This is a genomic window from Mesorhizobium sp. CA4, assembly GCF_020165075.1.
Lineage (GTDB): Bacteria > Pseudomonadota > Alphaproteobacteria > Rhizobiales > Rhizobiaceae > Mesorhizobium.
The window spans coordinates 1-21,081 of record NZ_JAIUHK010000036.1 but is presented as its reverse complement, the minus strand read 5'-3'; the positions used below and the strand labels follow the sequence as shown (position 1 = coordinate 21,081).

Here is a 21,081-nt window from a genome sequence, read left to right as displayed (position 1 = left end):
CCAAGATTGCGTTGTGTCGCCCGAAATCCCCAAATACAAGACGAATATGATGGATGTCACGCAACCACGCAATGCCGGCATGGACGGGCACGAGCAAGCCCTGGACCTCACGCGGGGAATTGCTGCCTATGTCAACCACCCTCTCGTGGCGGGGCTGGCGCGCGTCATCGCCAAACATCCGCAGGCCGACATCGCCAACGCCTTCAATCACAAACAGGTCGCATGCAAGATGTGGGCGCTCGACAGGCTGTTCGAAAGCCGCGGCGGCCGGTTCGAGCGCATTTGGGTTCTGGGTGGATGGTACGGCATATTGCCGGCAATGCTTTTCAACGACGTCCGCTTCGATATTGCGGCAGTCGATAGCATCGACATCGATCCCGAGGTCGCGCCAGTCGCCCGGACCCTCAACCGGGAAGCCGGCGACCGGTTCCAGGCGCTGACGGCCGATATGTACGCACTCGACTACGCGGCCGGGCGGCCCGATTTGGTGATCAATACGAGCTGCGAACACATAACCGATCTGCGCGCCTGGCTTGCCCTGCTCGCGCGGGGCACCAGTGTGCTGCTGCAATCGAATGACTATTTCAGCGAGCCAACGCACATCAACTGCGTGGCTTCACTTTCAGCCTTCGAAGGGATGGCGGCGCTGCGGGAGGTGCGGTTCTCGGGTGAACTGCCGACAAAAAAATATACGCGCTTCATGCTGATTGGAACTGTTTAGTACCTTTCGCCCCCAAGAGCGTCGCTCTACCGTATATTGTCTGTTCGATCGCGAACCTTTCCCAAACCCGGTTCCAATTTTTGGGTCCATGTTCGATGCCGCTCGCGCAGGATTTGCGCCGAACGACGCGCCCCTTCCAGATCGATACGATGCGCGGACGGCGGCGGTGCCACAAGCGCCTGTTCGATCGCTTGCGCCAAACTGCCAGGCGTCAGCTCCTTTTCCATCAAGACCGATGCAACGCCGAGTTCTTCGAGCATCTTGGCGCGAACCGTTTGTTCGGTTTCCCCGCCCGCTGCAAATGGAACAAGCAGGGAGCGACAACCCGCGCGCAGGACATCGCAGACCGTATTATAACCCGCCTGCGAAACCGACAGGCGGGTGCCGGTCAGCAGGCTGGCAAAATCTTGGCGGAAGCGGAAGATGGACAGGCCCGGCGTGGCATCGCGTGCGATCGCGTCAAAGTCATCTTTCGGCAGGTTTGGGCCGGTGATCAAACACCATTTCCAACCGTTGTTCGCATCCCGCGCCGCTGCGATGGTGGAACTGACAAGGCCCCTTCCGGCAGCCCCGCCGCCAACCGACACCAGAACGTCGAAGCGCTCGGTGGCCGCGGGCGGTGGCGGCGCGGCAACGAGCCCTGTGTAGGTGACCTCCGCCTCGATTGCCCCGGCCAGTGGAAATGTCTTGTCGATGGTTGCGAAAGCAGGATCGCCGTGGACCATAACGAGGTCGAAATGCCTGCTGATGAGGTCGACCGTTTCCTCGTTTCGGCCCGGCTTGACGCGTTCCTGAAGGATATCACGGACGGACGTCGCCAGCAGCGGTCTGGGCGACGTCGCTTCGATGGCCTCGATCAGCGGCAAGAGTTCGAAACGCATCTGCCGGCGCCCAAATGGAAAGGCCTCGATGATGACGATATCAGGCCTGCAATCACGAAACGCCTGCACCAGCATCTCTGAACGCCGCTTCTTGAACTCATCGTCGATGGGTTTGCCATGCAGGTCGACAAGTCCGGAAAATCCTTCATCACCGGAGGTGACAGGCGGCAGGGGTACAGATTTCACCCCCAATTCCGGAAACCCCGGGATCGGCGCTCCACCGGTCACGACGGTTACGTCAAACCCGTCATCGACCAGTGCCGCCGCGATGCGACTGGAGCGCGCAAGATGGCCGATGCCGAGCAGGTGCTGGACATACAAGAAGACTCTCAGCCGCTTCATTCGGCAGCCTGCCACTCCTGTTGGAACAGTTGCTTGAGATGTCTAATGCTTGCTATATGATCGAAATTGCTTCGCACGCGCCGTTCCGCGGCGTCGCCGAGGCGACCGCGCAGCACGGGATCACGGATCAGGCGCTCCAGCGCCTGTGCCAGGGCAATCGGGTTTTCCGTCGGAACCAGCAGGCCGGTCTCATCTGGCGACAAAAGCTCCGGCACGCCGGAAATATCGGTCGACAAGCAGGCAAGCCGCTGGCTGGCCGCCTCCACCAGGACATTCGGAAGACCGTCCCGGTCACCATTTGCAGTGATCCTGCAGGCCAGGGCGAATATGTCGGCGCTCCGGTAGTGCTCAAGCACCTCATTCTGCGCAAGCGCGCCTTTCCAGGAGACGCGGCCATCCAGGTCGAGCTTTCGCGCCAGCGCCTTGAGCCGCTCCAGTTCCTCGCCGCCGCCGATATGCTCGAAACGCCACGCCAAATCGCCAGGCAAGAGGGCAAGGGCCTCCAGCAAGGTATCGTAACCTTTCTTCTCGACGGCGCGCCCGACGCTGAGAATGATGACCGGTTCGTCCGGCGCCGAGCCGTCAGGCTGCTTTCGCGCCCCGCCGAAACTGCCGAAGCGATCAAGATCGAGCCCATGATAGCTCAGATGCACGCACGATTTGCCGTTGGCGAGTTCCTTAAGACGGTCGAAGCCGGTTTTCGTGCAAGTGACGGTCCAGCGTGCCGAGGAAAGCTTGCCGGCCAGATCCCAGTCCGCCGAAGTCCAGATGTCCTTGGCATGGGCCGAGCAGCTCCAGGGCTGGCCACGAAGCTGGCTGGCATAGCGCGTCACCGACGCCGGCGTATGCGCGAAATGTGCATGCAACCATCCCGCGTCTTGCGGCCATTCGGCCGCCAGCACGAGCGCTTGCCCGAAGCGGCGCACGCGATTGCGCGTTAAGTCGCGGGATACATCGGCAGCCAGCGATCCGAGCGCGCGCCAGAAACCCGGCCGCAGCACATAGGCAAACAGCGAGCGAAGCACGCGCAGTGGCTCTTCATGCAGATATTCCGGCAGGTAACGGACGGGCGCTTTGATCTCGTCATGCACCGGGTGGCGTTTTTCGTCGGTCGGCCGCCTGAGCGCGACGAGTATCAGGTCGAACCCCGCGCGCTCAAGACCGAGCAGTTCCTGCGCGATGAAGGTTTCCGACAGCCTTGGATAGCCCTTCAGAACCACGACGATCTTGCGGTGTTGCAACTCAGTTCATTCCTTCAATGACCGAAAGGTGTGGAGTGGCCCGCCGGTCGAGCAGTTCCGCGACGATTTCGGAAATATGGGGAAGCCCTTCCAGCCTCAGATGCGGATTGCTCTGGGATGGGCGGGGCCGGTCCGGCAGCGCCACCAGAGCATCGGCAAATCGCTGGGAATCCTTGGCTTCTTCCGGCAAAAGCATCTCGATGAGGCCGAGTTCGGCTGCGCGCCGAGCGCGGATCAGCTGTTCCTCCCGAGGCTCGGTACGCGGGACGATCAGCGCCGGCTTGTCGAAAGACAGTATCTCGCAATAGGTGTTGTAACCGCCCATCGCCACTACCGCCTTGGCCCCGGCAATCAGGTCTTCCATGCGGTTGTCGAACTCGATCATCTTGATGTAGGGGATCTTGGCCCCCTTGTTAAGCAGCTTGTTGCGCTTGCGCGCCGGCATGTAGGGCCCAAGCACGATCAGCGCCCTATGCTGCAATTGCGGGTTCTGCTGATAGGCATCGATGACGTCGTGGATCAGTTCCGCGCCGTCACCGCCGCCGCCTGTGGTAACGAGGGTATACTCACCCTCGGGCCGGTGGCCGGGCAACTCGACCCGCTGCAGGCTCCGTTGCAGGAAACCGACGAACCGCATTTTTGCCCTGACAGCCGGCGGCACATCCAAACCGGTCAACGGATCGTAGAAATCCGGCGGGCCATAAGCCCAGACCTTGTCGTAGAATAGGCCTATCTTGCGCATCACATCCCTGCGTGCCCACTCTGCTGCGAGCAGATGCGGCGCATCCATCACCTCGCGCAGGCCAAGCACCAGGGTGGTACCCCGCGTCTTGAGGTAGGACAGCGTGTCCTCGATCTCACCGCGCAGGCCGAGGGGTTCCTTGTCGACGATGAAGATATCCGGCCGGAAGGTCTCGGCCGTGTGGCGAATGATCGACTGGCGCATCCTGAGCGTTTCTTGCAGATCGATATCCTTTTCCAGCGAGGTGTACTCGCCGTTGCGCAACTTGATGACGCTGGGGATCTTCACGAAGTCGACACGGGCGCGATAGTCGAAGGCGCCGGCAATAGGGGCGCCCGAAATGATCAGCACCTGAAGTCCGCGGAAATCCTCGACCAGCGAATGCGCGATGGTCCGACAGCGCTGCAGGTGGCCGAGCCCGAACGTGTCGTGGCTGTACATGAGAATTCGAGCGTCTTGTGCGTTCTGGATCATTTCTGAACGTCTTTTCGAATTCTCGCCTTGGGAAACGGGCGGTTGGGGAAGCCATCCTGAGGCCTAAGCGACCTGTTGTGAAACATGAGGGCGCAATTTTCAATTCGTATTACTGGGGGGCCATGGCTGAAGCCAGGAAGTCCACTCAGTTGCCCGCTTGCCATGTGGCCGGGAAGAAACCTGTATCACTTTGCCAAAGCGTTGTAGCGGCAGATGCATGCCGTAGGAGCGGGCGCTTCGCGTGAAAGCAGCTCCATGGAAGGCTGCATATCTTTGGCGTGCACAACCACGACATGGACGTCCTGAGTGAAATGTGCCGCCAGGTCCCGTCGCGGGCCCGCAACGATGGCGTCTTGAACCGCGACATCGGTTTCTTCAAGGTAAGGCAACAACGGACATGGATGTCGTTGATTGCCGATCTGGCCGGAGGGCTAACAGCACGATGCCACTCATGAATGGACGATTGGGAGCCAGGAAACCAGGGCGCCTGGCAAGACGTGTCGGAAATTTGACGGCGATGTTGGTCCTGATTGCCCGTCCGATCGTTCTTGCGGTGCTCGCCCTCTTGTTGGCCGGTCCGGCGCAGGCGCAGGCGCCGGCGACCGTCCCACCCGAAAAGGTCAAACAGCTGTTCGATCTTCTTGACGATCCATCGGTGAAGGCATGGGTGGCTGAACAACGAAATCAGGACGCCGGTTCAACGGCAGCCTCTGCCGCGGCAGGAGCTTCACCCGCCAGCGCATCATCTGATGCCGCGGCCGCACCGGACCAGATGAGTACGATGGCATCCTCGACGCTCGATCGGATCAAGCATCACATCGAGAGAATTGTGCAAACTTTGCCCCTGCTGCCAGGTCAGTTCGCGCATGTTCGGGCAAAGACCATGCAGGATATGTCCAGCAGGGGGTCGGCCGGTATATTCTTGCTAATCGCGGTGTTCATTGCCGCCGGCCTGGCGCTCACCTGGGCCACGTACAAGCTCACCCGTCCATTTCGTCTTTGGATAATCGCGCAATCGAAGGATACGCCCCTCGGACGAGCCAAGAAGATTGGCGGTCGCACGCTTTATTCCAGCCTGTTGATCGTGTCGTTCGCGCTGGGCAGCGCCGGCGCGTTCATGCTGTTCGACTGGCCAATGCTTATCCGCGAGATCGTGCTGACATTTCTCATAGCGGCAGTCGTTACATGGGCTGTTCGCACATACGTCATAGCCATGCTGGTCCCGTCCTTCATGAAGGTCGAGAATGCCGTTGAGGTTCGTGCATTGCCGGTCACCAACGAAGCGGCTGACCATTGGTCCTATTGGCTATCCCGGATCGCCGGCGTCTTCGCCTTCTTCGCCGCCGCGTTCAACCTCCTGCCTGGTCTCGGCATCGATCGGGACGGAATGGTGGTTCTTTCGTTGGGCGCCGAGTTCGTACTGCTGTTGCTCCTTCTGCTTGCCGTTTGGCGTCGGCCAAGAACACGGCGGAACGATGGGCACAGTCGCACGGCAGTGACATGGTTGTTGACTGCCTATTTCATCGCTCTGTTCCTGGAGCGCACCGCCGGCCTGTACACGTGGTTCTGGTTTACCTTGGCCGCATTCGTCCTGCCTTTCACAATCGTGCTGACGCAGCGAGGGGTCAATTTCGTCCTGCGGCCGGGTTCCGAAGAGGCTGGCCGGCCTACGATCCCGGCGGTGACGATCGCTGTGATCGATCGCGGAATTCGGATGATCTTGATCCTGGCGGCGGCTTACGTTCGCGCGCGTGTCTGGGGTCTGGATATGCAGTCGATGCAGGACAGCAACACGACGACCACGCTCATATTGCGCGGCTTGATCAATATCATTGTCATTGCGCTTGCCGCCGATCTCGGCTGGTCGATCATCAAGGCCTTGATCGAGAGAAAGCTGGGCATCGAAACGCGGCACGCGGTGATCGGCGACGAGGACATGCCGGTCGTCGATCCGCAGCAGGCGCGGCTGCGCACGCTCTTGCCGATCATCCAGAACATTCTGCTGGCAGTGATCGTCGTCATGGCGGTGCTGATGATGCTCGCCTCGGTCGGTATCCAGATCGGCCCGCTGATCGCCGGCGCCGGCGTCGTTGGCGTCGCCGTGGGATTTGGGGCGCAAACCCTGGTCAAGGACGTCATTTCGGGCGTGTTCTATCTGCTCGACGATGCATTTCGTGTCGGCGAATACATTTCATCGGGCAGCTACAGGGGTACGGTGGAGAGCTTTTCGCTGCGCTCGGTGAAGCTGCGCCACCATCGGGGCCCGCTGTTTACAATACCGTTCGGTGAACTCGGAGCCGTCCAGAACCAGAGCCGTGACTGGGTTACCGACAAATTCAACATCACCGTCGGCTATGACACCGACATCGAGTTCGCTCGCAAGCTGATCAAGCGGATAGGCCTGGAGCTGGCGGAAGATCCAGAATTCAAAAACTGGGTGATCGAACCGATCAAGATGCAGGGCGTACAGGAGTTCGGTGAGTATGGCATCGTATTGAGGGTCAAGGTCACAACCAGACCGGGAGGTGCCTTCGCTATGAAAGGGAGATTCTTTTTACGCCTCCGCCAGGCCTTCAAGGAGCAGGGCATCGAACTCCCATTTCCGACCGTTCACGTCGAGGGGCTGCAGAGCCCACATGGGGCAGAGAATGCGCCTGTGGAGATCACACCCGAGTTGAAACTGGCCGTCGCGCAGTCGCACACGAACCGGCGTAGGAAAAAAGCCAGCACAACGGAATAGGAAAGCTGTGACACCTGTCGGCCACAGCGCGGCGCGGCGCCCGCGCGGCAGGGGTACTTTTATTTTCAACCTCCTCCGAAAAGTGGGAACCGGTTTTCGGAAAAGATCATGCTCCACCAGGAGTTAGATCAGGCTGGCGGTTCGCTGAAACGTCATCCTGATCCAGGCCGACTGTCGTGCATCTAAGGGATTCAATCCATTCGCATCGCGCTGGTTTTTTAGTAGGCTGTCGCGAGGCAAGGTTGAGGATCCGGCGTGACGGTAATCAACGATCGTCTACTCGAAAGCAAAATGACCAAGGTGGAGCAGGCGCGCGCCTGGAGCCCGCGCGTCATCTCGAAGTTTGAGACGCTGATCAGGAGCGCCGACGACCACTCGCTCTATCGTATCAATCCGCTGGCCTTTGCTCGCGACCGCGCAATCGCCGAGCCTGAAGCAATCGACCTCTTCCTTCACGCCGCCCGCTGTGGACTATTCGACATGAGCTGGGATGTGCTTTGTCCCCAGTCCGGGATGGTGCTCGACAGTTTCGGCGCCCTGCGCACGCTGAAGACCCACTACGTCTGTGGCCTGTGCGACGTGTCGGGCGACACCGACCTCGACGATTTCATCGAGGTCACCTTCTCGATATCGCCGAAGCTGCGGCGCCTGCCGCACCATGATCCCGAGACGCTGCCTGTCGAGGATTTTCACTGGAAGCTGTACTTCGGACATGACGGGCGATTACCCGGGCAAGACGTTCGCTTTGTTGACGTTCTGCGCGGCTTCGTTCGGGGCATGACGTTTCTGCCGCCCGGGACTATCACAGTGCTACGCGCCGACCTGGGACCGGGCGCTCTTGCGGGCGTCAACGTGCAGACGCAAGCCGCATTCGCTTTGCCGATATCAGGCGATCCGGTGTTGGCCGACGCTTCTGAAGATCGATTATGACGGCAAACGCTTCTTGCCGGCGTTGCCTGGCGTGCCGCCTGGTCCGATTGTCATTGAGGTGGCGAACAGGGGGCCGGTGCGAGGTTCATTGCTTGCCATCAACTGGCCGCCCGAGCTGGTCGCGCTGACCACCAAGCCGGCGCTCGATTTCGACCCTTATGTCTCCGGCGGAGCGCTGCTTGCGCGGCAAACCTTCCGCCAGCTCTTCCGGTCCGAACGTGTCGACGAGAAGGAGGGGCTCGGCATCCGGCAGATCACCTTCCTGTTCACCGACCTCAAGGGTTCGACCGCCATGTATGAGCGCCTGGGTGACCTCAACGCCTATGCATTGGTCCGCGAGCATTTTGCTCTGGTCAACGCGGCGGTTCAGCAACATTCCGGAGCGGTGGTCAAGACGATTGGAGATGCGGTGATGGCTGCGTTTTCGCAGCCGTCGGATGCGATTTCGGCAGCACTCCACATCTTTGAAGAAATAGATCGTTTCAACAGCGACCATGACGGGCCGGGAATCATCCTCAAAATCGGTGCCCACTGTGGACCGTCCATCGCCGTGACGCTCAACGACAACCTCGACTATTTTGGCCAGACCGTGAATGTGGCCGCGCGCGTGCAGTCCTTGGCGCAAGCCGGACAGGTCTGCATTTCCGAGGCCCTCCATTCCGCGCCGGGGGTTAGCGACATGCTCGCTGGCCATCATGTCGAAGCCTTTGACGCGCCTCTTCGAGGCGTGGAGGGTGATGCTACCGTCTATCGCATTATGCGGTGATAGAAGCGATTGCGTGCCGGCTCCCTTTGGCACTGCCTGGAGCAGTCCCAGGAGACATGCTTTAGGACAGGAGCTTGTGGCGTCCGACTGCTGACCAGTTGATTTGGATTGCGCCCTCGCAGCACGGCAAATCAGCCGCGGAGCCGCCACATTCGCACACGACCCGTGCCACGCAATTCCGTTTCCCCGAGCGGGTCGCAAGCAAAATCGGGTCCAAGCAATTCGTGGGTTGTATCTGAAACACGGATTTCATCGGGCTCTGCGGCCTTTTGAATGCGCGCGGCGAGATTGACGGTGTCGCCCCACAGGTCATAGACGAACCGCCTTCTGCCGATGACGCCCGCGACGATTGGCCCTGAGTGGATTCCAATTCTAAGGCTTAGCGGTTCTCCTGCAAAGCGCTCGCGCCTGGCCGCCTCCCGCAGCTCGAGCGCATAATGTGCAAGGGCGTGCGCGTGATCTGGTCGCGCGACGGGCAGGCCAGCGACCGCCATGACGCAATCGCCGATGGTCTTGATCTTTTCGCAGCCATGCTGTTCCGAGAGCAGATCCGCAGCCCTGAAGAAGTAATTCAAGATAGCGAGCGTCGTCGTGGCTCCGACGCTCCGCGCTCTTTCCGTAAAACCGACGATGTCGGCAAAAAGCACACTGACCTCCGCGTGGTTGTCTGCAATTTGCTCGTCCGCCTTCAGCCGCTCCGCGATCGAGGCCGGAAGAATGTTAAGGAGCAGGGATTCGGCGCGCCGGTACTCGCGCGACAAACCCTCCTGGCTCTCCCTCAATGCCTCGTTCGTCGATTGTAGCTTCGCATTGAGTTGACGCTCCCTCTCCTGCAGAAGCGTCATTTCGTATGCCTTCTGCTGAAGCCGCTGCTGGTGGTCGCGTTCGGGCGTGGCGTCGAGAAAGACCAGCCACACCGAGTCGCCATCGCCAAAGAAGTGAAGGTCCGCGACATGCCCGCCGGGCAGTTCCATCATGGGCATATGGAATGGAAGCTCGGGGCAAGGCAGCAGCCCTTCCATGAATTCAAGCTGCTGGGCAACGGGCTCGCCGATGCGAAGCGACGAGAGCCCGTAAAAGTCGAGATTGCCGCCCTTGGCTTCTATGCATTGCCGGGTATCGATCATGAGATACGCTGCGAAGCGCTCATTCGAGAAGAAGTCGTATATCCAGCTTCTGACTTCTTTCGGCAAACTGGACATGGTCTAGTTGGCGACCATCGAAGCAAGCTGACGAAACGCATCGTCGACATGTTCGCCCGAAAGCGCGCTCGTCAGATAGATCTGCCATCCACGTTGCTTGAGTTCGTCGATCTCGCCCTCCGATATCGCCCACCGATCGGTCAGATCGGATTTGTTGAACAGCAATATGAACGGCATGGCGCCGAATTCGGCCTCGCACCGTTCGCGCAGCGTGAGCGCCACGGCAAGAGTGGCTGGCCGGGTTCCATCGGCGACCAGCACGAGCCCGGTCGCGCCTCGCACATAGCTGACGCGGAACGAGCCGATATCGTCTTCGCCGGCCAGATCCCACAAGATCAGATCGACTGTCTTGTCCGGAAACGCGACGCTCTTCTTGTCGATCTTGACGCCGACCGTGGTCAGGTAGTTTTCCGAGAAGATGCTTTGGACGAACCTGCGCACCAGGCTCGTCTTGCCGACGGCGAACCCGCCCAACATGCAGATCTTTTTTTGCAGCATCCTGGGCTCCGCGCTACTCCAGGTTCACCGTAACCGAAACCCGGCGATTGGTGGAGTTCCCAGTTCGGCTATTTTCATTTTCGGGCACCGCAGGCTCGAAGGTGCCGGCGCCCCGAACCTGCAGGAGTTCCGGAGTAACGCCGCGCTTGTTGAGAAGCGCGCGAACTGTCTCGGCGCGGGCGGCGCTGATCGACGCGTTGGCCGTCTCGCGACCCGTTGTGTCCGAATGGCCGGTCAACATGAACCGCGCCGTCACGCCTGCCTTGTGGGCATTTTCTGCGAATTCCTTCAGCTGATCAGCCAGTCTGTCGAGCACCGGCGTCTGCTCCGGTCCCGGGACAACTCTACCGGAAGAGAAGAAAATATCGGTCGTCTGGATGGCCTCTCTCAACTGATTAAGCTCTGCAAGGTTTAGCTCGCTCAGCTGCGAGACGTCCAGAACCACTCCGTCCGCCGAAAGTTGGTCGGCGGCGGCCCGCGCCCGGCTGATCCAGCCGGCAGGTGCCTCGCCCACAACGACGATGCGACCCTGGACGATCGAGAGCCGAACCGATTTCGGCGGGGACAGCGACGCCGTCAGCCGCTTCACCACGAACTTCGGATCAAGACTCTGATAGAATTGCCACTGTGAATGAACGCGAGCGGGATCGACCTGTGTTCCGGACAGCAGAGCTTTTGGGTCGACGGCAAGAGGATCTCTCAGACCGGAAATGTAGAAATCTCCGCCCCTCGCCGATTGCTGAGCGACGATGATTCCCGGTTCGGCCTCAAGTCGCGACACATAATACTGCCAATGCTCCGCCGCGCGTGCATCGGGGCTCACATCACGAACCTTGGAGATGTCGAACTCCGGCCCGCCTTCTGAAAGCTGTCTTGCCGCTACGCGCGCCCGATCTATCCAGGTGTCGGGAGCCTCACCCTCGGCAACGATGCGACCCTTGACGATTGAAAGTCGCACTTTATCCATCGGATAAAGCGACGCCGTTAACCGCTTCAAGACGAACTGCGGCTCAAGGCTTTGATAGAATTGCCAACTGGCATGAACGCGCGCGGGATCGACCTGCGTCCCGGACAGCAGCGACTGCGGGTCGACGGCAAGCGGGTCTCTCAGGCCGGCAATATAGAATTGGCCATCGCGCACATTCTGTTGGGCGACGACGATGCCGGGCTGCGCCTCCAGGCGCGACACATAGGCCTGCCAGCGCTCCTCGGGGCTCACATCACGGACCCCGGAAATGTCGAAGACCGGGCCGCCGGCTGAAAGCTGCTGGGCGGCCGCGCGCGCCCGGTTGATCCACGCGGTGGTGGCTACGCCCGCGGCAACGATGCGATCATTGACGACTGAAAGCCGCACCGAATCCGGCGGAGCAAGCGAGGCCGTCAGCCGTTTAAGCACGAACTGCGGCTCAAGGCTCTGGTAGAATTGCCAGCTTGCATGAACACGCGCGGGATCGACCTGCGTTCCCGCCAACAGCGACCTTGGGTCGGCGGCAAGCGGGTCTCTCAGACCTGTAATGTAGAATTGGCCGTCGCGCACGTTGTGATCGGCGACGATGATGCCAGGCTGGGTCTCCAGTTGCGACACGTAGGCCTGCCAGCGCTCCTCGGCGCTCACATCGCGGACCCCGGAAATGTCGAAGACCGGGCCGCCTGCCGAAAGCTGCTGGGCAGCGGCCCGCGCCCGGTCGATCCACGTGGTGGTCGCGTCGCCCTCGGCGACGATGCGACCATCGACGACCGAGAGTCGTACCGAATCCGGTGGCGCCAGCGACGCCGATAGCCGCTTCAGCACGAATTGCGGCTCGAGGCTCTGATAGAACTGCCAGTTTGAATGAACGCGGGCGGGATCGACCTCCGTTCCCGGCAGCAGCGACCGCGGGTCCGCGGCGAGCGGGTCTCTCAGGCCGGCGACATAGAAGTCGCCGCCACGGATTTCTTGGTCCGAAATGACGATGCCGGGCTGGGCTGCCAGCCGCGACAGGTAGGTCTGCCAGCGATGTGCGGATTGCCAGGACAGAAAGGACCAGCCGCCCGCCACGATCAAAACCAGCAGGACCGCCGTCAGCACCAGCCAGGGAAATCCCTCTTTCGAATCCCTGTGCTGCAGTTCGACGCAGGTCTGCAACTGCGTCTCCACGCCGGGCAACTGGGAACTGTCGCCGTCGAACCGCTCCAGGGCTCGCGAGGATTCTTGATGGATGCGAAGCAGTACATCGCGGATGACTTCATGCAGTTCCTCCGGAGGATTTCCCCGGATCACCGCAACCAGTGTCGCGAACTGTCCGACTTCCGACCAGAGGCGAAGTTCCCCGAACCGGATGGTGTCGAGGCCGCTGTTTTCCTTCTCTTTGAAAGAATCCTTCACAAAATCCTGGATCGCGCTCAGCATCGAGGAAATCAGTTGAGGGTCTTCGCTGGTTGCGTCTTGGGAAGTTACATGTGCAATCAGGAGCCCGGAAGCGCGGCTGATGAGAAAGACATGTTCGACGCGATAGACAAGAGAATGCTTGAGAACAACTGCCGAGAAGCTTGTCCCCGTTCGCCAGGCTTCAAACCTCCACTTCAACCCATGCCATGTGAATATATGCCTTAAAGACTCATTCAACGACTGGAAAGTCTGGTCGATCTTTTCGCCGATCGACTTGCGAATGGCGGGCAGAAACACCGGATACAATATATCCGTCAGCGTGTTCGGGTTCTTCTGGATGGACCGCTGCGCGGCCCTCTCGACAGCCGGAGCAAGGGCCTCGCCCAGTTGCGCATGGGACGCGCGCGCAGTTGCTTCGGGCAGAACGTTGCCCACTGCTGTGGCAAGCTGCTCGGGTTCGTCGAGCAGGTGCGTAACGCGTGACAGCTCCGAGATTTCGCCGCCAACCAGCAACTGGCGGAGCATTTCCAGCCGATGGTCGGCGGCTGGAACGCCTTCGTAAAGGGCATGGTTGTCCGGATCGACGTTCCGGGCAATTTCCACCAAAAGGCGGGCCAAAGCCTCGCGATCAATACCGGTATCGTTCGAAGCTTGTCTTTGAGATAGGCTGATTGGTTCGACGCTCGACGTCAAGTTCCGATCAACTCACTTTCCAGCCACGCTCCGAATTGCCCTTGCTGCCGACGGGATCCTGGTTGAGACATTTCGCGACCTCGACGAACAGGCCGGCCAGAAGATTCCGGTCGGTCTTGACGTTGCTGAGATCGGAAAAGATCTTCTCCATCAGCATTTGAGCGCTTTCGTTCTTCTGCTTAATTTCCTCGCGCAGCAAATGGTCGCTTCTGCTCATGCGATCCGCGAATTCGCGCTCGAGCTCGCTCAATTGATCCGACAAGGCGCGCACCTGCTTTTCGAGCGCCTGGTTTTGATCGCGAAGATTGCGGTCGATCTCCTTGTCGGCCTCGGCGCGCGCATCCTTTTCGTTGCGCAACTGCGTCGCCAGCGAGTCGACCTGTTTCTTGGCATTCGACTCGTAGGTCTCAAGATTGCGCTTAGTTTCGGATTCGACATCCTTGAATCGCTGCAGGAACCGTTCCTCAAGCTTGGAGAAGCGCCGATCATAGTCTTGCATCTGATTGCCGAACAAAAGATCGCGTATCTTATCGACACCTGGAGCGTCACCGCCAGGCCCGCCCTCGCGCCCTTGGGGGGCCATAAAGTTCAGCCCGTTTCCCTCTGCATTACCTATCAGACTTGCATCCGCTTTATTTGCCGAAGAAGCGGCACTCGAAGATTCCTTCGCCATCTCAGAGCCCCATTTACTCACTGCAACATTAGAACATGGTAAATTATGTCAGACAAATACCAGGCCCGCAAGGCGGAATCCCCTTGGCCTGAGCGAATTCGTCCGTCCTTGTTCGCCTCTCGGACCGTCAAATGCGCCGATTGGCGTCGCTGTCGGTACCGCTTGCGCCTTTGGCTAACCGACGGAACCGTAGGGATGACGGCCATGTGCAAAGCGAACGTTACGTCGGCGGGCCTATATCTTCATCGCCGCTCCGGCCTTCGTTGCTGTGCTCCTACCGATGCGGGCCCAACTGGCACCAGCCTGATGTTCGACGGTTCTCGCCTTGTGCTTGAGAGATTGCCCGACGGTGGCGCCAAACTATGCCGCGAAGCGGTCAGAGTTGGCAGAAGGCGAGCGGCTCGGCCGACAACCTTTGGCAAAGCCACCAAGAGCAAAGGCAAAGAGCGCATAGCCCATTGATTGCCGACCCTTGCACGTTTTGCACCAGCTCAGGCGATACGCCATTCGCGGGCGAGTAGTGATAAGCTGCGAGGACTGTGGCGCGTCCGGTCCCGTCTGCATCGACAAATTGGCGTCGTCAGAAGCTGGAGTCGCCGCCCGGGCTGCGCCTGACCAGGTATGTGACTGGGGTCAGCGACCTCATCTTCGCCAAGGCCCCAGAATGGAAGGCGTGATCGGCCCTTTGCGGTCCGCTGCCGTGGTGCGGACCACGGGCCATTGGTGCAACGGGGGTGCTGTCCCGTCGACCAGGAGACACTGCTCTCGATAAGCGGAACCCACTTCAACTGGATTTACGGATTCGCAGGATAACTGGCCCTGTCATAGGCAAGGCCTCCACCGTTTGTCCGGCGATGCGCGCCTCGATCACAGCAGAAAGAGTTCGAGCACTTTGCGATTTTTCTTCTCAGAACTTGATTTTTCGGTACAACGAGTCGCAAGAACCAAGGTTGTCTAAGCTAAGATGGGGGATATCCACAGCTTGCCGGAGTTCCGCCGCCAGAAGGAGCGGGCGGGACGGATTCGTTTCCTCGAAAGGGACGAGGAAGCGAGGCTGTTCGTCGCGATCAGGAGCCGCAGCGAGGATGCCTACAGACTCTCCGTCTTCCTGGTCGATACCGGCTGCCGCCTCGGCGAGGCGCTCGGCCTGATCTGGAATGACATCCAGGAACACCGGGGCAGCCTCTGGATCACAAAGTCTGGCCGCAGCCGCACCATCCCGATGACCGAACGGGTCAAGGAGGTGGTCAAGCTGCCGCCGAAAACGGAAGGGCGCCGGCCGAAAGGCCCGTTCGCCATGCTGACCCAGGCGCAGTACCGCGCGATCTGGAACGAGGCGAAGGCGGAAGTCGGTCTTGGCGCCGACGAGCAGGTGGTGCCGCATATCCTCCGTCACACTTGCGCTTCACGTCTCGTCCAGGGTGGCATTGACATAAGGCGCGTCCAGATGTGGCTGGGTCACCAGACGCTGTCGATGACTATGCGTTACGCGCATCTGGCGACCAATGATCTCGACGGCTGTGTCATGGTGCTCGAGAAGCCGCGCCCGCCACAGGCCCCGGCGCTTGCGTCCCTGCTGACTACGCCTGCCAAAGCTCCTCGCAACGAGAGCGGAGTGGTGGAGGTGCGCGGCAAGAGCTCGAAGCCGTGATCTCGTCAACCCTCAAATGGCGTGGAGCCGCGGGCAGCGCTTGTGACCATATCGACTTTTCGATCCAGAAGGAGATCCAGGCCGGTCTGCCCGCCGAAATCGGACCGTCGCGTCACCAGCCATAGCCAAGCAGTGCGCTGATCGCCGAAAATTGAAATTATTTCCGCAATCCCGCTGAGCGGGCGTCCGTCAACGAACTGCTTCAAAGGGAAAACTGGCTTGCTGCTCGTTCGAGAGTTTATCGACACCACCTCGTTGCGTTTCTGCCATCGATAGAGCGTGGATCGTGGAATTCCAAAGTACCTTTCTATCTCAGTAGGTCCTGCTACTGGGCCAGCCCAATCATCGGCTAATTCGATTGTAGCCTCAAGCGATAATTGGGGAGGTCTGGCGCGGAATTTGCTTAATCGCTTATTGAAAGTCTTCGTGGTCTCGTCAATCAGACCACTAACAAAATCTGTCGCATATTCCGAAAGGTCCTCCTCAATTGTTTTAAAAGAACGCTGGGTAGCTTGAGTCTGCACAGCAATTTGAGCCGCAATAACCGCGGCCAACCTTGATGCAGTGCGGACGGCAGGCAAACGGATGGTTGGATCATGCTCTTTCAGCATTCTCTGAACTTCAGAGTACAGTCGAGTTTCAAGGTCCTCGCGGCGCGTAAGTTTAACGTTGTGAACTGCTCTGGCTAGACGGCGCCTAGTAACCATGTCCCAGCCCCGAAACTCGAAGGATGTAATAACGATCGCACTGTCGCTCTTTCGGATCAACGGATGACACCGAGTCAGGACCCGCGGCGAAGATCAGCGTAGGTGGGGACATTGGAGCATGGCAGAGGCCCGGGAAAAATGGAGTTTCTTGCTACCGCGGCGGCTATAGGGGTGCAAGATTCTTCGTGTGCATGGAGTCTAGATTCCGGCTGTCGCTTTTGCTAGCCAAGAGAGATGACCAATCGATTGCCGCCAGCCTGGGCAAAGCACCTCAAGACGCAGCCTTCGGCGAGGGCGGTATCGCCGAAAGCTGCATCACCCATAGCCCAGCCGAAGGTCGGTCCGCCCCGTAATCAGGCCGACGACATACTGTTGAGACAGGCGCTTGAGCTGCAAAAAGCCGAGCAATTGCCGGAGGCCGAGGAACTCTGTCTCAGGGTTCTGGCGCGCACGCCAAACCATCCTTTGGCTTTCTACATCCTGGGAACCCTCGGCATCGGATACGACGACGAGAAGGCCTTGCGGTACTTTGCCCGTGCGGTCGCAGCGGAGCCGCGAAATCCCTATTACCACCTTAGCCTCGGTGAGGCCTACCTGAAGCTTAGCGAATTTACGCCGGCAATCAGGCACATTCAGCAGGCTTTGGCATTGAAGCCGGACCTGGTGGAAGCTCTTTGCGCCTTGGGCGATGCTTACAATGCGTTTGACAAGGGGGAAATGGCGCTGCCGCTTTTTGAGAAGGCGCTCAAGATCGAACGAGATCACCCTCTGGCCCGGATCGGGCTGCCTCGCGCGCTCACAAGCCTCGGACGCATGGATGAAGCCGCACTTCATCTGAAAGAGGCGATAGGACGGCGCATTGCGGTGCCAGCAGCCTATAACGCACTTGTACACACACGTAAGTACACGGAAGAGCCGCCGGAGCTCGCGGCGATCCTAAGGGAGCTTGAGGACCCAAGCCATATGCCGGAGGAAGCGGCAGCGCTCCATCACGCCGCCGGAAAGGTTCTCAACGACCTCCGTCGCTACAAGGACGCGATAGACCACTTCAAGCAAGGGAATCAGGCTGGGGGCCAAATATTCGACATAGGAAGCTATCGTCGCTGGGTCGATGTCATGATCGAAACCTTCACGCCCGAGCTGGTGGCTTCAATGGCCGCCTATGGCAATCCCTCAGAGGCGCCTGTATTCGTCATCGGCATGCCTCGCTCGGGCACGACGCTGACGGAGCAGATTTGCGCCAGCCATCCTCATGTTCATGGCGCCGGCGAGCTCAGCAAGCTTGCGCGAACAGCCAATGGACTCGGGCTCAAGGCCCGTACCGGCGCAGACCTCGGCAATTCGATTGCCAAAATGACCCCCGATCTGACCAGGACACTGGCAGACGAGCACCTCGCCTATCTGCGTGAGCGAGCACCCGACGCACTCCGAATCGTCGACAAGATGCCCCACAATTTCGAGCTAATCGGCCTGATCGGCATCCTGTTTCCCAACGCGCGCATCGTTCACTGTCGCCGTGACGCTATCGACAATTGTATCTCCTGTTTCGTCCTGCAATTCAGTAAAGCGCACAGCTACAGCGGCGATCTTCAGACTCTAGGACTCTACTACAGGGAATACGATCGCCTGACGCGGCACTGGAGCAAGGTCCTCCCTGGCCGCATCTTTGAAAACCGGTATGAGACATTGATTGAAAATCAAGAGGAGCAGTCGCGCCGCTTGATAGATTACCTCGGGCTGCCCTGGGACGATGCCTGCTTGCGTTTTTTTGACAGGGCTGGCTCAGTAAACACCTATAGCAATTGGCAGGTGCGTCAGCCGATCTACAAGTCGTCGGTCAAGCGATGGAAGAATTACGAAAGCGAGATCCAGCCCCTGATCGAAGCGTTGGGCGAGCTAGCTGATACCTGACCGCAATTTTCAATTGTGCCAGTTCAGTGAACGATAGCAATACCGCCGCAGCAGTCTGATCTGACGACATTCTGTTCACAAAAAAACCCGGCGGTCGCCCGCCGGGTTTCTATTTCCTACAGACAGCGCCGATTAGAAGTCGCGCTGGAAGCGGAGGAGACCGCCGACGCTGTTCTTCTTGTCGGCATTGGTCCAGTTGCCGTAGAGGGAATTGCTGTTGTTGGCGAAGGCCGAGTCAAAGGTACCGAGGTGATCGTAGTCCACTTCGGCCGTGATGGTGAAGCCGGGAACAACCGTGTAGGCAACGTTCGCCGCTACACCGTAGTTCTTGTCATCGTCACCCGACACCTGAAGATTGAACGCGGTCTTCTCGTTGAACTTGTAGGTGCCGCCAGCCCACCAGGCCCAGTTGCCGCCCCACTGCTTGTAGAAGCCGCGACCGTGGGCATCAAAAACGTTGGTTGCATCGTCGTTCAGCTTGCCATCATTGCCGTAGCCGAACATGCCGAACAGTGAGAACTGGTCGTTGATAGTGACGTCCACGCGAACCTTGCCGGTCACCTGCTCGTAGTTGCTGTCATAGGCGACAACACCCGAGATGCCGCCCCAGCCCTGCGTCCACTTCACGCCACCGACGACATGCGGAACGTAGCTGTCGATGGTGCCCTTGAGGCCCGAGCCTTCTTCGAGCGACACGACAGCCGAGAAGCCGTTGCCGGCGTCGAAGTAGTACTGGACGACGTTGGTGTCGAAATCGCCATAGGGAACGATCGTATCCTGGATGACGTTGCCGGCGTAGCCGACGAACGTATCGAAGGCCGATTCGTCCTTACCGACGCGGAGACCACCGAGCTGGATCCAGGCGAAGTTCAGCGAAACGCCCTTGTTGTGGGCGTAATTAAATGTGCCGGCACCGGTGCGGAAGCCGTAGTCGTTGTGATTGCCGAAGTTGAAGCGGGTCTCGGTGTAGGTCTTCAACGTGCCGAGCTCGGTCTCCTGGCCAGTCCAGGTCTTCAGCGTGAAGCGGGCCTGCTTGTAGAACGTTTCCTGCTCATCGCCATCCCGATGATCGAACGCCTTCGCGCCGTCGAACGAGCCGACGTCGCCGACGCCGATGTCGTAACGGACATAGCCGCCGATGCGCAGGCAGGTCTCGGTGCCCGGGATGTAGAAGTAGCCGGCGCCGTAGACGTCGCAGATCTTGACGTATTCGGCCGGTTCCGGCTCGGCGACGGTCACCGCGTCGGCGGCGCGAGCACCGGAAACTGCGATCAGGGCCGCAGCTGAGCCGAGAAGAAGGCTCTTGATGTTCATTTTCTGACCTCCAGTCAAAAGTTAAAAAACGGGTCTGGGTATTTTTTGCTGAAGGACAGCGTTCCCTGCCCCATCCCCACTACCGAAAAAGATGCGCACCGCGCCGCTCCTTCGAACGTGACCTTTACCCATGAGCCGGCGCCGTTCAACCATGATCGTTAAGGCTAGGGGTCCCTCCATGTTCTATGCCTTGCGTGTGTTGCAGAAACGTCACGATTTTGCCTCACTCCGAAAGTTCTCATTAACCATTGACGTGTTGCAGCCGGTCGAATCCGATAATCATCGGCGTGAATTGGCGCGTGGCCTCTGAGTCGCCAGAAGGCCGCCGCCAAGAATCGGCGCCTGCTCTACTAAAATCTCCCCGGTGTGGCCCCGGCTTGTTGATGTGCCGGCGTCTTTCTCTATCCAGCGCCGTTACGGAGAGCTGGCCGAGTGGTCGAAGGCTTACCTGCCAAGGGAGTAGAGGTCAGAAGCTTCTCGTGGGTTCGAATCCCATCATCGCAGCCTTAAGATTCGCTGGGACTGGCTTTCGCGTTTCTCAGGGCCCCGGCGCTCTAACGACTTCAAATCAGCGACGGACCGACGCTCGTGGTGGTCGTCCAGAATCGCGGACTTAAATATTTGCCGCACCGAGCCGTTGCTCATTCAACTGACCCATTGGCTTAGCGACGATATCGCTTGGCGTGCTTTCGGAACAAATCCGCTAAGAGCCCGCAACATGCATTGGGTTTCCATGCCGTGGGGAAATGGCAGTAATTTCACGCAAACAGAGGTCAGCAATTTGACGCTCGGCGCGGTTTCGTGGCAGCGAGCGCGGCGTGCCTTTAATTAACCACACCATCAGCACGGCTGATCCGCCGGGATGCTGATTATTTCGGAGTCAGTGACGGTGCTGCTCGGCGGGGATTCGCCCTCAGGGACATGCGGCGTCCTGGGTGTTGACGGACGCCGCAATTCTCACTCGCATCGCCGGTGCTACCACCAGGAGCGATGCGGCTTAGGCTCCTCAAAAGACGGCCGGTGCAGCCTGGGACTGGGGAGATATCAGCGGACCGCATCGGCCAGATGCGGGATTGGCGGTGTGTACCCCGCGCTGCATCAAGCTATTATCACATTAGCAGTCGCTCAATTACGGCTGGGAGTTTATCCAGCGGAGGTCTAGACGTCATGTTCCGAGGCGGAGATCGGTGGCCCGCCCTTTCGTGCGATTAAAAGACGAGGGTTGCT

At 59.4% G+C, this 21,081-nt stretch carries 12 protein-coding genes, 1 tRNA gene and 2 pseudogenes; 6 read left to right on the top strand and 9 right to left on the bottom strand.

What is annotated here, in order from left to right; genetic code table 11:
- The first annotated feature begins 49 nt into the window (after window positions 1-49).
- Complete coding sequence (locus tag LB528_RS24545; RefSeq protein ID WP_224518011.1) at window positions 50-721, top strand: class I SAM-dependent methyltransferase; 672 nt, start codon at window positions 50-52, stop codon at window positions 719-721.
- A gap of 26 nt (window positions 722-747) precedes the next feature.
- Here the strand turns inward: LB528_RS24545 and LB528_RS24540 are convergent, their stop codons facing one another.
- The 3 genes from LB528_RS24540 to LB528_RS24530 are packed head-to-tail and all read right to left on the bottom strand — an operon-like array spanning window position 748 to window position 4,401.
- Entirely contained in the window at window positions 748-1,944 is a 1,197-nt protein-coding gene (locus LB528_RS24540) for a glycosyltransferase family protein (protein ID WP_224716633.1), read from the bottom strand.
- Window positions 1,941-3,185, bottom strand: a complete 1,245-nt coding sequence (locus LB528_RS24535; RefSeq protein ID WP_224716632.1) for a glycosyltransferase — start codon at window positions 3,183-3,185, stop codon at window positions 1,941-1,943. Before LB528_RS24535 ends, LB528_RS24540 begins: the two co-directional genes overlap by 4 nt.
- 1 nt (window position 3,186) lies before the next feature.
- Entirely contained in the window at window positions 3,187-4,401 is a 1,215-nt protein-coding gene (locus tag LB528_RS24530) for a glycosyltransferase family protein (protein ID WP_224517979.1), read from the bottom strand.
- 517 nt (window positions 4,402-4,918) lie between these two features.
- Between LB528_RS24530 and LB528_RS24525 the strand changes: the two genes are divergently transcribed.
- Window positions 4,919-7,141 carry a mechanosensitive ion channel family protein gene (locus LB528_RS24525; protein WP_224716631.1) on the top strand — a complete coding sequence of 741 codons (2,223 nt, stop codon included), beginning with the start codon at window positions 4,919-4,921 and terminating at the stop codon, window positions 7,139-7,141.
- A 255-nt stretch (window positions 7,142-7,396) separates the two neighbouring features.
- Window positions 7,397-8,837 (top strand): annotated as a pseudogene (locus tag LB528_RS24520) (DUF5939 domain-containing protein).
- 131 nt (window positions 8,838-8,968) lie between these two features.
- Here the strand turns inward: LB528_RS24520 and LB528_RS24515 are convergent.
- The 4 genes from LB528_RS24515 to LB528_RS24500 are packed head-to-tail and all read right to left on the bottom strand — an operon-like array spanning window position 8,969 to window position 14,271.
- Window positions 8,969-10,039 (bottom strand): adenylate/guanylate cyclase domain-containing protein, encoded by a 1,071-nt coding sequence (locus LB528_RS24515; RefSeq protein ID WP_224517976.1) that lies wholly within the window; start codon window positions 10,037-10,039, stop codon window positions 8,969-8,971.
- A gap of 3 nt (window positions 10,040-10,042) precedes the next feature.
- Window positions 10,043-10,537 carry a Rab family GTPase gene (locus LB528_RS24510; protein ID WP_224517975.1) on the bottom strand — a complete coding sequence of 165 codons (495 nt, stop codon included), beginning with the start codon at window positions 10,535-10,537 and terminating at the stop codon, window positions 10,043-10,045.
- A gap of 13 nt (window positions 10,538-10,550) precedes the next feature.
- A complete protein-coding gene (locus tag LB528_RS24505; RefSeq protein ID WP_224716630.1) occupies window positions 10,551-13,598 on the bottom strand; it encodes an OmpA family protein in 3,048 nt (1,015 codons plus the stop codon).
- Window positions 13,599-13,605: 7 nt separating this feature from the next.
- Window positions 13,606-14,271, bottom strand: coding sequence for a hypothetical protein (locus LB528_RS24500; protein WP_224517973.1), 666 nt, complete (start codon window positions 14,269-14,271; stop codon window positions 13,606-13,608).
- A gap of 961 nt (window positions 14,272-15,232) precedes the next feature.
- Between LB528_RS24500 and LB528_RS24495 the strand changes: the two are divergent.
- A pseudogene (locus tag LB528_RS24495) lies at window positions 15,233-15,922 on the top strand (site-specific integrase); the annotation flags it as partial.
- A 5-nt stretch (window positions 15,923-15,927) separates the two neighbouring features.
- On the opposite strand, the gene LB528_RS24490 reads toward LB528_RS24495, so the two are convergent.
- Window positions 15,928-16,533 (bottom strand): hypothetical protein, encoded by a 606-nt coding sequence (locus LB528_RS24490; protein WP_224517972.1) that lies wholly within the window; start codon window positions 16,531-16,533, stop codon window positions 15,928-15,930.
- Window positions 16,534-16,863: 330 nt separating this feature from the next.
- Here LB528_RS24490 and LB528_RS24485 point away from each other — a divergent pair, with 330 nt between their 5' ends.
- Window positions 16,864-18,540: a tetratricopeptide repeat-containing sulfotransferase family protein gene (locus tag LB528_RS24485; protein WP_224716629.1), complete on the top strand. Its 1,677-nt coding sequence runs from the start codon at window positions 16,864-16,866 to the stop codon at window positions 18,538-18,540.
- Between the two features lie 132 nt (window positions 18,541-18,672).
- Here the strand turns inward: LB528_RS24485 and LB528_RS24480 are convergent, their stop codons facing one another.
- Entirely contained in the window at window positions 18,673-19,854 is a 1,182-nt protein-coding gene (locus tag LB528_RS24480) for a porin (protein ID WP_224517970.1), read from the bottom strand.
- 426 nt (window positions 19,855-20,280) lie between these two features.
- Here LB528_RS24480 and LB528_RS24475 point away from each other — a divergent pair.
- Window positions 20,281-20,355: transfer RNA gene (locus LB528_RS24475), tRNA-Trp, on the top strand.
- Window positions 20,356-21,081 lie beyond the last annotated feature (726 nt).